Below are 14,428 nucleotides of genomic sequence, written 5' to 3'. Positions count from 1 at the left end.
CAGCCCGCTCGTGCGCGTCCTGGGGAAGCCGGCTCGTGAGCCGGGGTGGTCACCGGGCGCACGATCCGAGGGCCACCGCTTGCGAGACTAGGTAAGGAAGTCCGCGCGGTGGCGCAGGCACGCCGCAGCGGCGCGGCGCGTGTCTCGCCGCCGGGCCGCCAGGCTCAGGCCAGGTGGGGGAACCAGAGCGCGATCTCGCGCGCGGCGGACTCCTCGGAGTCCGAGCCGTGCACCAGGTTCTCCCGGTTCGACAGCGCGAGGTCGCCGCGGATGGTGCCGGGCGCGGCCTTGCGGCCGTCGGTGGCGCCGTTGAGCGTGCGGACCACCTCGATCGCCTGGTCGCCCTCGAGCACGAGCGCCACGAGCGGTCCGCTGGTCACGAAGTCGCGCAGCGGCGGGTAGAAGTCGCGCTCGACGTGCTCGGCGTAGTGCGCGTCGGCCTGCGCGGCGTCGATGTGACGCTGCTCCATCGCGACGATCCGAAGGCCCTTGGCCTCGAACCGGGCGAGCACGGTGCCGACGAGGCCACGGCGGACCGTGTCGGGCTTGAGGAGGACGAGGGTGCGTTGGCTCACGTTGTCCGAGCCTAGTCGGTCCACTCAGCGGCGAGCCAGGGACCGCGCGATCAGGTCGTTGGCCGAGCGCTGGAAGCCGCGCACGATCGCGTCCAGCGTCAGCTGGCGCAGCGTGGCGATGGTGTGCTCCAGCCGGGCAGCGCTCTCCCGGTCGCTCTCCCGGTCGCTCGCGCCGTCGTCCTCCCGGTCGCTCCCGGTGCCGGTCTGCCGCGCGCGACGCCAGGGCTCGACGACCTCGTGGTGCAGCACCTCGGTGAGCTCCTCGGCCAGGGCGGCGGTGTGCCGGCCGATCGCCTCCCCCGCGCGCCGCATGCCGGGGACCGGGATGTCCAGGTCGAGCAGCTGCACGGTGACGTCGAAGCCGTGCATCGGGGTGAACCGGATCAGCCCGCGGGAGTCCGTGCCGCGGCGCACCATGCCGAGCTCCTCCAGCAGCGCGACCTCGTCGTCGGACAGCGCCCGACCGGCGTGCGCGTCGAGCTGGCGGCGGGTGAGCTCCTGGGGCGGGGCGACCGTCCAGGAGGTGAGCATCGCCCGCTGCACCGCGAGGTCCTCGACGCCGACGCCCTCGGGCAGCGAGGCCAGGTAGCCCTCGATGGCCTGCAGGGTGAACCCGTGGGACTGCAGCGCCCGGATCATCTCCAGGCGGGCGAGGTGGGTCTCGTCGTACCAGGCCACCCGGCCGCGCCGGGCCGGCGGCGGGAGCAGCCCGAGGCTGGCGTAGTACCGGGTGGTGCGCACGGTCAGCCCGGCGGCCGCGGCGAGCTCGTCGACGGTGCGCAGGCCCGCGTCGTCGTCGGCCGGTGAACCCGATTCCACCCTGGCCAATGCGCTCATGACTGTCACAGTACGACTGTCATCGACACAGGCGCAACGCGGGTCGGGCGACGCATCCAGGCGCGGATCTCGTGACCTGGAACAGGTTGCAGCGTTGGGGTTGACGTAGATCACACTCGGGGCGACAGTACCGGGTGTGACAGTCCAACTGTCATTGTTCGCCCCGGCCCGCTCCCGGTCGGGGACCCGGAGCAGGAGGCGCCAGTGTCGGCCAGCAGCGCCATCCGCGTGCTTCCCGCGCTCGCCCGGCCGCTCACGGAGACGGTGGCGCTGCTGGTCTTCTCCCGCCGTGTGTTCGCCGCGCTCGTCGGCTCGCTGGCCGCGCGCCGGTTCCCGCTGGCCGAGTGCGTCGTGCAGACCTGGTACGCGATCCGGGTGTGCACGCTGCCCGCGCTGGCGGTGTCGATCCCGTTCGGCGTCATCCTGGCGCTGCAGGTGGGGGTGCTGGCCCAGGAGGTGGGCGCGGTGGCGTTCACCGGCGCCGGCAACACCCTCGCCGTGGTGCGGCAGGCCTCCCCGCTGATCACCGCCCTCATGCTCTCCGGCGTCGCCGGCTCCGCCATCTGCGCCGACCTCGGCTCGCGCCGCATCCGCGAGGAGATCGACGCGATGGAGGTCATGGGCATCTCGGTGGTCGAGCGGCTGGTCGTGCCGCGGATGCTCGCGATCATCTTCGTCGCGGTGCTGCTCAACGGCGTCGTCATGTTCTTCACCATCCTCACCACGCTCAGCATCAGCGTGGTGCTGCAGGACCTGCCGCCGGGCAGCTACCTGGCTTCGGTCACCACGCTCGCCCAGCCCTCCGATCTCTACCTCTCCCTGACCAAGGCCGCCGTGTTCGCGGTGATCTGCGCGCTCGTCGCCTCCTTCAAGGGCCTGCGCGCCGAGCGCGGGCCGACCGGCGTCGGGGAGGCGGTGACCAGCGCCGTGGTGACCAACTTCGTGCTGCTGTTCGCCGCCAACTTCGTCATCTCCCAGGTGCACAGCACCTTCGCGGGAGGTCCGATCGGATGAGCACAGCCTCTCGTGCCACCGCACGGGCCACGGCGCCCGCCGCCCTGCCGGGCGTCGTGCTCGGCCCGGCAGCCGGGATCGGGCTGCAGCTCGTCCTCGCCTGGCGGGCGGTGGCCGGCCTGCCGCTGGCCGCGACCCGCTACCGCAAGGAGGTCACCCGGGTGCTCGCCGAGGTCACCCTCGGCTCCGGGATCTTCCTGGTCGGTGGCGGCGTGGTCGGCGTCGTGCTGCTGCTCTCGACGCTGACCGGGACCGAGGTCGGCCTCGAGGGCTACCAGGGGCTCGACGTGATCGGCCTGGCCCCGCTGACCGGCTTCATCTCCGGCTACGCCAACACCCGCGAGCTCGCGCCGATGGTCGCCGCGCTCGGGTTCGCGGCGCGGATCGGCTGCGGGTTCACCTCCCGGATCGGCGCGATGCGGATCAGCGAGGAGATCGACGCGTTGGAGTCGATGGCGATCCGGCCCATCCCCTACCTCGTCAGCACCCGCCTCATCGCCGCGTGGATCATCGTGCTGCCGCTGTTCTTGATCGGCCTCGTCGGCACCTACCTGGCCACCGACTTCATGGTGACCACCTTCTACGGCCAGTCCGCCGGCACCTACGAGCACTACTTCCGCACGTTCGTGGCGCCGATCGACGTCATCTACGCAGCGATCAAGGTGGTCGTGCTGACCACCGTGGTCACCCTCATCCACTGCTACCACGGGTTCACCGCCAGCGGCGGCCCCGAGGGCGTCGGCCGGGCCACCGGACGCGCGATCCGCGCCAGCATCATCTCCCTGACCATCGTGGACATCCTGCTGACCCTGCTGCTGTGGGGCGCGGACGCCCAGGTCCAGATCTCGGGGTGAGGCAGTGAGCGACGTCCTGTTCCCCCACACCCGGCTCTCCCCCGGCGCGCTGCGGCTGCGCCTGGCCGCCGTCGGTGGGCTCGGCGCCCTCGCGTTGACGCTGCTGATCGGGATGCTGGGCCTGCAGACCCTCGGCGTGCTCAGCGGTGACTACCGGCTCACGGTGCAGCTGCCGGTCGTCGGCGACACCCTCGGCACCAGCTCCGACGTGAAGTACAACGGCCTGCGGGTGGGCCGCGTGGTCGAGGTCGACCCCGTCGCCCGGCCGGGTGAGACCGGCTGGGACGGGCCGACGGCCACCGTCCTCGTCGACCCCGACCACGCCGCGGCGATCCCCTCCGGCGTCGTCGCGCGGGTACTGCCGGGCACCCTGTTCGGCAACGAGTACGTCGACCTGGTGGTGCCCGACGCACCGGCCCCGGCCGTCCGACCGGCCGCGGCCGGAGCAGGCCGCGCGCACCTGGCCGACGGGGACGTCGTACCGGCGGACACCTCGCGGGCCACGCTGCGGCTGATGGACACCTTCGAGGCCACCCAGCGCCTCCTCGGCGCGGTGGACCCCGCCCAGTGGGACGTCGCGCTCTCCCAGCTGGCCGCCGCCCTCGAGGGCCGCGGCACCCGGATCGCGGAGATGATCCGCGACGGTGACGCCTTCGTGGGCCGGTGGACCGAGCTGCGCCCGCAGGTGCAGCGCGACCTCGACCTGCTCACCACCGACGCCCGGCTCGCCGGTGACGTCGAGCCGCAGCTCATCGCAGCCCTGAAGGACACCCGGCCCCTGACCCGCGCCCTGGTGGAGCAGGAGCGGGAGCTGCGCACCCTGCTCACCGCGCTCCCGGAGCTGCTGGACGGCAAGGACGGGGTGACGGCGTTCCTGCGCGCCAACGGCGCGCTCAGCGCGCGGCTGCTCAACGCCACCGCCGCCAACCTGGAGGTCTTCGCGGCCCGGCACCCCTCGTTCGCGCTGATGCTGCAGAAGGTGCCGCAGCTGCTGCGCAACGGCGCGGCAGCGGTCAAGGGCGGCCGGATCCAGATGGAGGGCGTCATCGCGCCGCAGCTGCTGGACCCCTACGACTCCGCCGACCCGGCGGACTGCCCGACCTACCGCGGGCTGCGCGGCGCGTGCGGAGGTGCGCGATGAGCCGGCAGCTGAGCGAGCTGCGCCGCCACCGCGGTGCCGTGCTCGGGGTCGTGGTGTTCGCCCTGGTCGGCGCGCTGCTCACCTCGATGGTGGCCGGCACCCTCTCGCGCAGCCAGCGCGGCGACACGATCACCCTCACCGGCGTCTTCCGCGACGCGACCGGCCTGCGCGCCGGCGACGACGTACGGGTGGCCGGGGTCCGGGTCGGCCGCGTCGCCGAGACCCGCGTGGGCACGGGCGAGGAACGCGGTCTCGCCGTGGTCACCATGAGCGTGGAGGCCACACAGCCGCTGCACACCGACGTGGTGGCGAGCATCGACTACCTCAACCTGATGGGCCAGCGCTACGTCGACCTCTCCCGCCCCGACCGCGAAGCCCAGGCCCCGCGGCTGCGCGACGGCCACCGGATCCCGCTGGAGCGCACCCGGCCGGCGCTGGACCTCAGCGCGATGTTCAACGCCTTCAAGCCGGTCTTCGACCTGCTGCAGCCCGGCGACGTCAACGAGCTCGCCGGCAACATCGTCGCCGCGCTGCAGGGCCAGGGCCCCACCCTGGACCACCTGCTCGCCCAGACCGCCGAGCTCACCGCCGGGCTCAGCGACCGGGAGGAGACCCTGGCCCGCGTCGCCGACGACGTGACCCTGGTGCTGCAGACCACCGACGAGCACCGCGAGGAGGTGACCTCGCTGGTCACCGGCCTCGACTCGCTCACCCGCGGGCTGGCCCGCGACCGCGACCGGATCGCCACCAGCCTCGACTCCATCGCCCGGCTGAGCGCCACCACCGCCGGGCTCGTCGAGCAGGCCGGACCGGCGGTGAGGGACGTCACCACCTTGAGCCGTGACTGGTTCGACTACCTCGCCGAGCGCAAGCAGCTGCTCGCCGACACCGGCGCCTCGCTGCCCCGCCAGCTCGAGGTCTACCTGCGCACCCTGGGCTACGGCAGCTATCTCAACGTCTACGTCTGCACGCTGTCGGCCGGCCTGTCCGGGGTGCCGAACAGCATCGACCTCGGCGTCACCGGGGACCAGCACTCCCGGAGGTGCCGCTGATGGTCCGGATGATGCGCCGGCTGGGCTGGCCGTTGCGGGTCGTGGTCGTCCTCGTCCTGGCCGGCCTCGTGCTGCTGGGCGCGCGCGCCGTGGCCGGCGAGGCGAGCTACCACGCCCGGCTGCACCACGCGGCCGGCCTGAAGGCCGGGGACGACGTGCGGATGGCCGGGCTGAAGGTCGGCAAGGTGCTGGCCGTGGAGGCCGACCGCGACGAGGTCGACGTCCGCTTCTCGCTGGTCTCCGCACCCGAGGAGCTCGGGGTCACCGAGGAGTCCACGGTGGAGGTGAAGCTGCTGTCCATCCTCGGCCAGCGGTTCCTCGCGCTGTCCCCGGGCGCCGGCACGCCGCTGGCCTCCGGTGGCACCATCGCCGCCGAGCAGGCCCAGGACAGCTACACCATGGAGCGGTTCTGGCTGGACTCCACGCCGCAGGTCGAGGCGCTCGACCTGCAGGTGATCCAGGACGCCGTCGACGTGCTCGCCACCGACCTCGCCGTCGAGCCGACCGCGCTGCGTGACGCCCTGGACGGCATCGCCGGCGTCTCCGACATCGTCACCGACCGCGAGGAGCAGCTGGACGAGCTGCTCACCTCCACCAAGGCGGTCACCCGGCTGGTGCTCGACCAGACCGAGCGGCTCGACGACGTGCTCGACAACGGCACCAAGGTGCTGCTCACCGTCGCCCAGCGCCGCGAGACGCTGCGGGTGCTGCTCGCCGACGCACAGCGCTTCGCCACCGGCCTGGCCACCCTGGTGCGTCGTACGGCGCCCGAGCTCGCGCCGGCGCTGGCCGACCTGCGCGAGGTGGTCGAGGTCCTCAACGAGCAGCGCAAGGACCTCGACCGCACCCTCGCGCTGGCCGGGCCCACGATGCGGGTCTTCACCAATGCCACCGGCGACGGCCCGTGGCTCGGGGTCAACGCTCCCTGGGCGGTCGTGCCCGACGACCTCGTCTGCTCGATCACCCCGGAGGACTGCAAGTGAGCCGCCGACGTCTCCTGCTGCTGGCGCTGGCCGGCGTCCTCGTCCTGACCGCCGTCGTCTCCGGAGCCCGGCTGGTCGGGTGGCTGCGCGGGGAGGACCCCGACGCGCTCGTGATCACCGCGGATTTCGCCGACACCACGGGCGTCTACGTCGGCAACGACGTCACCTACCTCGGCGTGCAGGTGGGCGAGATCGTCGAAGTCGTCCCCCGCGGCACCACGATGCGGGTGCGGATGCAGCTCGAGCCGGGCACCCGGGTCCCGGCCGACGCCGGGGCCCAGGTCCTGCAGGGGTCGCTGGTGACCGACCGCTACATCGAGCTCGGCCCCGCCTGGCGCGAGGGACCGACGCTGGCCTCCGGCGCCCACATCGACGTCGAGCACACCCGCGCGCCCGCGACCATCGACCGGATCGCCGCCGCCATCGACGACCTCGTGCTGGCCCTGGACGCCGACCTCGGCGCCGGGAACGAGGGCGGGGGCCGCAAGGACCTGGGCGACGCGCTGGCCGTCACCGCCCGCACCCTCGACGGCAACGGCGCCCACCTGCGCCGGGCCCTGGCCCGCAGCCGCGACGCGCTGGCCGTCATCAACGCCAAGGACGCCGACCTCGGCGCGGTCACCGAGAACCTGCTGGAGCTGTCCACCACGCTGGCCGAGCGCGACTCCCGGCTGCGCACGTTCACCTCCGCCGCCACCGAGACCACCGCGGTGCTGGCCGACCAGCGCACCGAGCTGGTCGCCGCCCTCGACAGCCTCGACAAGCTCACCCGGCTGTCGGAGAAGTTCCTGCGCAAGAACGGCGACGTGCTCGCCGAGGACCTGCGCGGCATCACCGACGTGGTCTCCCTCGTGCGCACCCACCAGGGCTCGCTGGCCGAGGCGTTCGACGTGATGCCGACGACGGCGGAGAACTTCAGCCGGGCCTACGACTGGGACCTGGGGCGGTTGCGGGTGCAGTTCGCGTTCAGCGCCGGCCCGTTCTCCGCCGCCTTCCGCGACCACACCTGCCGGGTGCTGGTGGACGGGCTCGCCGGGGATGCCGGCACCCGGCTGTGCGGGGCGCTGTTCACCGGGGCCGGCACCGGGTTGCTCGACCCCTTGCTGGACGGCCTGTACGACGCGATCCCGGGAGGCGTCCCGTGAGCCGGCGGAGGCCCGGGGGGCGGCGCGTCGCGTGGCCGGTGACGCTGCCGCTCGCCGTCGCCGCGGCCCTGCTGTCGGGCTGTGGACTGTCCCTGGAGGACCTGCCGCTGCCCGACCTGGTCGACGGCGAGACGTACGCGATCACCGTCGAGTTCACCGACGCGCTCAACCTGCCCGTCGACGCGCCGGTCAAGCTGGACGGCGCCACCGTCGGCCAGGTCAGCGCCGTCGAGGCCGGCGAGTACGTCGCCGAGGTGGAGCTCGCCGTCTCCGCCGACGTCGAGCTGCGCGAGTCCACCCGCGCCGAGATCCGGCTGACCTCGCCGATGGGCACCGCCTTCGTCCAGCTCTGGCCGGGCGAGGAGGGCGCGGTGCTGGCCGACGGCGCGGTCGTGCCCGCGGCCGCGACCGGCACCGCACCCGACGTCACCGACCTGCTCACCGCCCTGTCGACCGTGGTGACCGGCGGTTCCTTCACCGACATCTCCACGATCATCAAGGAGCTCAACACCGCCCTGCGTGACAACAGCGGCAGCACCCGCCGCCTGCTGCGCCGCCTGGACCGCGCGGTCACCGACCTCAACGACGACTTCCCCCGCGTGGACCGGCTCACCGCCGCGCTGGACCGGCTCTCCTCCCGCCTCGTCGACGACCTGCCGCAGATCACCCGGTCGCTGACCGACCTCACCGAGCTGGTCACCTCCCTGGACTCCCAGCGCGGCGACCTCGTCACCGCGATGGCCTCGCTGCGCTCCCTCGACATCGTCGCCACCCCGCTCGCCGACGCCGTGCGTGAGGACCTCGTGGCCCAGCTGGAGGACATGCGCCCCGTGGTCCGCACCCTGCTGCGCAACCGCAGGAGCATCGACGGCGTGATGGCCGGTCTGGTCGCGTTCGCCGAGGGCAGCGACACCGCCGCGCCCGGTGACTACGCCAACTTCGACCTGACCTTCCTCCTCGACCTCGAGGCCCTCACCGTGACGGGGCCGCGATGAGCACGCCGAGTCGAGCCACCCGCGCCAGCGCAGGCGATGCCGGTGCGGGTGCGCGCCGCTGGCAGCGCCGGGCGCGCACCGCGCAGGCGCTGATCCTCATCATCCTCGTGGGCGGTGTGGTCTACGTGACCGACGCCGTGGTCGGCGGCTCGCTGTTCCGCGACCCCGACGTCCTACGCGTCGAACTGCCGCAGGCGGCCGGGCTGCATGCCGGCTCGGTCGTCACCTACCGCGGCCAGCGGATCGGCGAGGTGCGCGAGGTCCGGCTCGGTGACGCCGAGGAGGCCGCGACCGGTGTCGGCGCGGTCGCCACCATCGAGATCGAGTCCGACATCGACGTGCCTGCCGACAGCGCGGTGGAGGTGCGCAACCTCTCCGCCGTCGGCGAGCAGTACCTCGAGGTGCTGCCGCGCACCGCCGCAGGCCCCTACCTCGCAGAGGGCGACACCGTGCCGCTGGCGCAGACCTCCGTACCGCGCGCCGTGCCCGACGTGCTGGCGCACGCCCAGCACCTGATGACCGGCCTCGACCTCGAGGACGTGCGGACCATCACCGCCGAGACCTCCGCGGTCTTCGGCGACTCCGCCGACGACGTCGACCTGCGGGCGCTGGCCATCGAGCTGGAGTCGGCGTTCGCGATGCTGCGCCGGCTCGAGCCCGACCTGACCGCGCTGGCCCGCACCGCCGAGACACCGCTGCGCACCTTCGCCGACCTCGGCCCCGAGGTGCGCCGCCTGGCCGCCGACCTGGAGGCGGTCGCCTCCTCGCTGGCCGCCGCCACCCCCGACGTACGACGCACGGTGACCACCAGCATGGACCTGCTGCCGCGGCTGGACCGGTGGTGGCGCAGGTCCTCCCCGCAGCTGCGCCGGCTGCTGCGCGACGGCGTGCCGGTCACGGAGATGGCCGCCGGTCACCTCCGCGGGCTGCAGCACTGGCTGGACTGGGTGCCGGTGCAGGCCGACGTGATGGCCGGCAGCACCCGCGGCGGCAGCGGCCGGGTGCTGCTCGTGCCCCGGGTGCTGAAGAACTGCGTCTACGACCGCACGGTGCAGCGCGACGTGCAGGAGGTGCGCAAGCGCGCGCCGCAGACGCACGTGCGGTGCACCGACCCGCCCCCGCAGACCCAGGGCCGCGGCTCGGCCCGGGTGCCGAGGCAGTAGCCCGCTGGCTTCCGCAGTGATCCGCCCCAACCGAGAGGAATCCCCCATGAGCAGCGACATCGAGGCCGTGCGCGCCGAGATCGAGGAGTCGATCGCCGGTCTGACCCTGCCGATCGCCCTGGCGCGCACCGTCGAGGCCGAGGGCGACGCCCCGGCGTACTCCGACAAGGTCGGCATCGACCTGTCGGGGGGCTACGCACCGGGCTGGCGCACCATCGGCTGGCGTGAGGTGCGCGAGCGGGCGCTGGACGTCGCGGGTGCGCTGCTCGCGGCCGGGGTGGACAAGGGCGACCGCGTCGCCCTGATGGCCAGCAACCGGATCGAGCACGTCGTCGCCGACCTCGGCGCGGTGCACGCGGGCGCGGTGTCGATGTCGGTCTACAACACCCTCTCCCCCGAGCAGGTGGCCTACGTGGCGAGCCACTCCGAGCCCACCGTGGTGGTGCTGGAGAACGCCGACCACCTCGCCCGCTGGGAGCGCGCGCTGACGGAGTCCACCTCGATCCGCGTGGTGGTGCTGGTCGACGCCGCGGTGCCCGAGGGCGACGAGCGGTGCGTCACCTGGGACGCGTTCGTCGCCGACGGCGCCGCCTGGCGCACCGAGCACGCCGCGGAGCTTCAGGCCCGGACCGCGGAGGTCACCCCCGAGGACCCGCTGACGATCCTCTACACCTCCGGCACCACCGGCAACCCGAAGGGCGTGGTGCTGACCCACCACGCGGTGCTCTACGAGTGCATCTGCTCGCTCAAGGTCGCCAACAACACCCAGCACAACGAGTTCATCTCCTACCTGCCGTTCGCCCACATCGCCGAGCGCACGCTGGGCATGTACATCCCGCAGATCCACGGTGGCCACATCCACCTGATCGCCGACCCCGCCCTGCTGCTCGGCGCGCTCGGCGAGGTCCACCCCACGCGCTTCTTCGGTGTGCCGCGGGTGTGGGAGAAGATCAAGACCGGTGTCTCGGCCAAGCTCGCCGCCGAGACCGACCCGGAGAAGAAGGCGCAGGTCGAGGGCGCCCTGGCGATCGGTCTGGAGTACGTCGAGGCCCAGCAGCTCGGTCACACCGTCTCCCCCGAGCTCGAGGCGAGGTTCAAGGCCGCCGACGAGGGCCTGCTCGCCTTCCTGCGCGCCCTGCTCGGCCTGGACCGCTGCGAGTGGGCGGCCTCCGCGGCCGCGCCGATGCCGCTGGAGGTGGCGCGGTTCTTCGCCGGCCTCGGCATGCGCATCTACGACGTCTACGGCATGACGGAGACCTGCGCGGCCGTCACCGCGGGCGGCCCGGAGCAGTTCCGGCTCGGCACCGTGGGCCGCGCGCTGCCCGGCATCGAGGTCACCCTCGCCCCCGACGGCGAGATCCTCGCCCGCGGCCCGGTGGCCTCGAAGGGCTACTACAAGCAGGAGGACGCCACCGCCGAGCTGATCGACGCCGACGGCTGGGTGCACACCGGCGACATCGGGGAGATCGACGCCGACGGGTTCCTCAAGGTGGTGGACCGCAAGAAGGAGATGATCATCACCTCCTCGGGCAAGAACATCGCGCCGTCGAACATCGAGAACTACCTCAAGGAGAGCCCGATCGTGGGCCACGCCCTGGTGTTCGGCGAGAGCCGGCCGTACGTCGTCGCGGTGCTCACCCTCGACCCGGAGATCGCGCCGCTGGTCGCCGCGCAGGTGGGCATCGCGCCGGGCACCGACCTGGCCGAGATCGCCGCCCACCCCGCCATCCAGGCGATGGCGCAGCAGGCCGTGGACGCCGCGAACGAGCGGCTCTCCCGACCCGAGCAGGTCAAGGCGTGGGAGCTGCTGCCGGTGGAGTGGACCGCGGAGTCCGAGGAGCTGACCCCGACGCTGAAGCTCAAGCGGCGTGTGGTGCACGCCAAGTACGCCGACGTGCTGGAGAGGCTCTACGCGTGAGCGCCACCGCGACCGACGCCGGGGCCGCGGGCACCGGCGTGCGGCCGGCGTGGGTCAGCGACGAGCGCCTCGCCGAGTGGTGCACGTGGGTGGCCCGCGACCCCGCCGGCACCGCGACCAGCACCGCCGTCGCGCCGTACGACGGGCTGGTGACCGCCACCGTGCCGGCCAGCACCGCCGAGGACGTGGCCACGGCCATCGCGGGGGCGCGCCGCGCGCAGCGCTCCTGGGCCCGGTTGCCGTGGGGCACGAAGGCGGCGATCGTGCTGCGCTTCCACGACCTGCTGGTGCAGCGCCAGGACGAGGCGATCGACCTGGTCCAGTGGGAGATGGGCAAGGCCCGGTTCAGCGCCTGGCAGGAGATCCTGCAGGTGGCCACCATCGCGCGCCACTACGCCCGGCACGGCCGGCACTACCTGGCCGACAACAAGGTGCGCGGGGCGATCCCGGGCCTGACCAAGGTCCGCGAGGTGCGAGTGCCCAAGGGTGTCATCGGGATGATCTCGCCGTGGAACTACCCGCTCTACCTCGCGGTCGGCGACGTGCTGCCGGCGCTGCTGGCGGGCAACGGCGTGGTCTCCAAGGCCGACTCCCAGACCCCGCTGACCCTGCTGTGGGCTCGCGCCCTGATGGCCGAGGCCGGGCTGCCGCGTGAGCTGTGGCAGGTGGTGGTCGGCCCCGGGTCGGTGGTCGGTGACGCGCTGATCGGGCCGGTCGACGCCTCCGCGGAGGGGGTGGACCACATCTGCTTCACCGGCTCCACCGCCACCGGCCGCGGAGTGGGTCGGCGCGCGGGCGAGCGGCTGATCGCGGCCTCGCTGGAGCTGGGCGGCAAGAACCCGCTGCTGGTGCTTCCCGACGCCGACGTGGAGAAGGCCGCGGCGGGCTGCGTGGCGGCAGCGTTCGCCAACACCGGTCAGATGTGCATCCACGTCGAGCGGGTGATCGTGCACACCGACGTGTACGACGCCTTCCGCGACGCGCTCGTGGCGGCGACCGCGGCGCTGCGGGTGGGCCAGTCATTCGACTACTCCGTGGACGTGGGCTCGCTGGCCTCGCCGGCCCAGCTGGAGACGGTGCGCTCGCACGTGGAGACCGCGGTCGCGGCGGGCGCGCAGGTCCTCATCGGGGGCCGGCACCGACCCGACCTGGGGCCGCTGGTCTACGAGCCGACGGTGCTGGAGGGTGTCACCGAGGAGATGCCGGTGTGCGCCGAGGAGACCTTCGGGCCGGTCCTCTCGTTGTACCGGGCGGTGACGGAGGCCGACGCCCTGGCGAAGGCCAACGCGGGGCGCTACGGGCTGTCGGCCAGCATCTGGTCGCGGGACACGGCCGCGGCCGAACGGCTGGCCACCTCCGTGCGGGCCGGATCGGTCAACGTCAACGACGGTGCGGCCGCGGCGGCCGGGTCGATCGAGGCACCGATGGGCGGCATGGGCGACAGCGGCCTGGGCCGGCGGCACGGCGCGGAGGGGATCCGCAAGTACACCGAACAGCAGACCATCGCCACGCAGCGGCTGATGCCGCTGGGTCCGCCGCCGTGGATGCCCGTGGAGCGGTTCGTCGGGATCGGCAACGCGCAGATGCGGCTGCTCAGGTCGCTGCGGATGCGCTGAGCACGGCACGCAGGGACGGGGCGAGGTCGCCGCGATCGGCGACCTCGACCTCGTCCAGGCCCAGCCAGCACGCCAGCCGGCGCAGCTCGGCAGCCAGCTCGTCCGGGGTCTCCTGCGGCGCGTCCGGCTCGGACCAGGCGGCCGGCACCCGCAGCGTCCGCGTGCGCCGGTCGGCCTTCAGGTCGAGGCGGGCGACCAGCCGGTCCCCCAGCAGGAACGGCAGCACGTAGTAGCCGTGCACGCGCTGGGCCGCCGGCACGTAGATCTCGATGCGGTAGCGGAAGCCGAACAGCGCCTCGGTCCGGCTGCGCTCCCAGACCACGGGGTCGAACGGGCTGAGCAGGGTCCGGGCCCCGATCCGGCGCGGCAGCCGGGCGTCGCGGTGCAGGTAGGCGGGGCGGCGCCAGCCGGCCACCTGGACCGGCTCGACCTCACCGGCCGCGACGAGCTCGGCGAGCGCGGCCCGGGCGTCGGTGAGACCGAGGCGGTAGTAGTCGGCGAGGTCACTGGCGGCGGCCACGCCCAGGGAGCGGGCCGCGCGGCGGACCAGCTCGACGTGTGCCTGCGCGGCGCTGGGGACCGGTGCGTCCAGCACCGCCGCGGGCAGCACCCGCTCCGGCAGGTCGTAGCGGATCTCGAACTGGCTGGTGCGTCCCGCGATCGCCAGGTCGCCGACGCTGTAGAGGAAGTCCAGCACCCGGCGGGTGCGCGACCAGTTCCAGCCCCAGTGCTCCTTGCTGCGCGGCAGCCCGTCGTCGAGCTCCCGGGCGGTGCTGGCGCCCCGAGCGGCGACCTCGGCGACCAGCGCGCGCTCCAGGGTGGCGTCCTCGGGCACGAACGACCACTTGCCGCGCCGCGCGCGGTAGTGCTCCATCCGGTGCCGCATCACCGGCCACAGCTCGACCGGCATGAACGCCTGCACGTGCGCCCAGTACTCCACCACCCGGCGCCGGGGCCCTGAGGCCGCCCGGTCCAGCAGGCCGGTGTCGTAGGGCCCCATCCGGGAGTACAGCGGCATGTAGTGGGCGCGCTGGAGGACGTTGACGCTGTCCACCTGCAGCACGCCGACACGGGCCAGCGTGCGGTCGAAGGTGCGCAGCGTCGGCCTCGCGTGCAGCGGGTCGACGAACCCCTG

The 14,428-nt window shown here is 73.4% G+C and carries 13 protein-coding genes; 10 read left to right on the top strand and 3 right to left on the bottom strand.

Going from position 1 to position 14,428, the window contains the following annotated elements; translation table 11 throughout:
• Window positions 1-164 precede the first annotated feature (164 nt).
• Together ndk and KG111_RS04290 are read right to left on the bottom strand one after the other, a co-directional pair.
• Window positions 165-575 carry a nucleoside-diphosphate kinase gene (ndk, locus tag KG111_RS04295; protein ID WP_205290601.1) on the bottom strand — a complete coding sequence of 137 codons (411 nt, stop codon included), beginning with the start codon at window positions 573-575 and terminating at the stop codon, window positions 165-167.
• A 24-nt stretch (window positions 576-599) separates the two neighbouring features.
• Window positions 600-1,412, bottom strand: coding sequence for a MerR family transcriptional regulator (locus tag KG111_RS04290; RefSeq protein WP_205290602.1), 813 nt, complete (start codon window positions 1,410-1,412; stop codon window positions 600-602).
• A 204-nt stretch (window positions 1,413-1,616) separates the two neighbouring features.
• On the opposite strand from KG111_RS04290, the gene KG111_RS04285 reads away from it, so the two are divergent.
• The 10 genes from KG111_RS04285 to KG111_RS04240 are packed head-to-tail and all read left to right on the top strand — an operon-like array spanning window position 1,617 to window position 13,293.
• Window positions 1,617-2,426 (top strand): MlaE family ABC transporter permease, encoded by an 810-nt coding sequence (locus tag KG111_RS04285; RefSeq protein ID WP_205290603.1) that lies wholly within the window; start codon window positions 1,617-1,619, stop codon window positions 2,424-2,426.
• Window positions 2,423-3,280 (top strand): MlaE family ABC transporter permease, encoded by an 858-nt coding sequence (locus KG111_RS04280; protein ID WP_205290604.1) that lies wholly within the window; start codon window positions 2,423-2,425, stop codon window positions 3,278-3,280. The genes KG111_RS04285 and KG111_RS04280 overlap by 4 nt, the downstream gene beginning before the upstream one ends.
• A 4-nt stretch (window positions 3,281-3,284) precedes the next feature.
• Window positions 3,285-4,421 (top strand): MCE family protein, encoded by a 1,137-nt coding sequence (locus tag KG111_RS04275; RefSeq protein WP_205290605.1) that lies wholly within the window; start codon window positions 3,285-3,287, stop codon window positions 4,419-4,421.
• Complete coding sequence (locus tag KG111_RS04270; protein ID WP_205290606.1) at window positions 4,418-5,473, top strand: MCE family protein; 1,056 nt, start codon at window positions 4,418-4,420, stop codon at window positions 5,471-5,473. The genes KG111_RS04275 and KG111_RS04270 overlap by 4 nt, the downstream gene beginning before the upstream one ends.
• A complete protein-coding gene (locus tag KG111_RS04265) occupies window positions 5,473-6,456 on the top strand; it encodes an MCE family protein (RefSeq protein ID WP_205290607.1) in 984 nt (327 codons plus the stop codon). Before KG111_RS04270 ends, KG111_RS04265 begins: the two co-directional genes overlap by 1 nt.
• Window positions 6,453-7,601, top strand: a complete 1,149-nt coding sequence (locus KG111_RS04260; protein WP_205290608.1) for an MCE family protein — start codon at window positions 6,453-6,455, stop codon at window positions 7,599-7,601. The genes KG111_RS04265 and KG111_RS04260 overlap by 4 nt, the downstream gene beginning before the upstream one ends.
• A gap of 38 nt (window positions 7,602-7,639) precedes the next feature.
• Window positions 7,640-8,596, top strand: coding sequence for an MCE family protein (locus KG111_RS04255; protein ID WP_205290609.1), 957 nt, complete (start codon window positions 7,640-7,642; stop codon window positions 8,594-8,596).
• Entirely contained in the window at window positions 8,593-9,759 is a 1,167-nt protein-coding gene (locus KG111_RS04250; RefSeq protein ID WP_205290610.1) for an MlaD family protein, read from the top strand. Before KG111_RS04255 ends, KG111_RS04250 begins: the two co-directional genes overlap by 4 nt.
• A 46-nt stretch (window positions 9,760-9,805) precedes the next feature.
• The gene (locus KG111_RS04245; protein ID WP_205290611.1) at window positions 9,806-11,677 is read left to right on the top strand and encodes an AMP-dependent synthetase/ligase; all 1,872 of its coding nucleotides are present in this window, start codon (window positions 9,806-9,808) and stop codon (window positions 11,675-11,677) included.
• On the top strand, window positions 11,674-13,293 hold the full coding sequence (locus KG111_RS04240; protein WP_205290612.1) for a succinic semialdehyde dehydrogenase: 1,620 nt from the start codon (window positions 11,674-11,676) through the stop codon (window positions 13,291-13,293). Before KG111_RS04245 ends, KG111_RS04240 begins: the two co-directional genes overlap by 4 nt.
• Here the strand turns inward: KG111_RS04240 and KG111_RS04235 are convergent.
• Entirely contained in the window at window positions 13,271-14,410 is a 1,140-nt protein-coding gene (locus KG111_RS04235; protein ID WP_349772014.1) for a winged helix-turn-helix domain-containing protein, read from the bottom strand. The genes KG111_RS04240 and KG111_RS04235 overlap by 23 nt on opposite strands.
• Window positions 14,411-14,428 lie beyond the last annotated feature (18 nt).

Source organism: Nocardioides faecalis, assembly GCF_018388425.1.
Classification (GTDB): Bacteria; Actinomycetota; Actinomycetes; order Propionibacteriales; family Nocardioidaceae; genus Nocardioides; species Nocardioides faecalis.
Note: the sequence above shows the minus strand (reverse complement) of the source record. Positions and strands in the feature narration are given on the sequence as shown.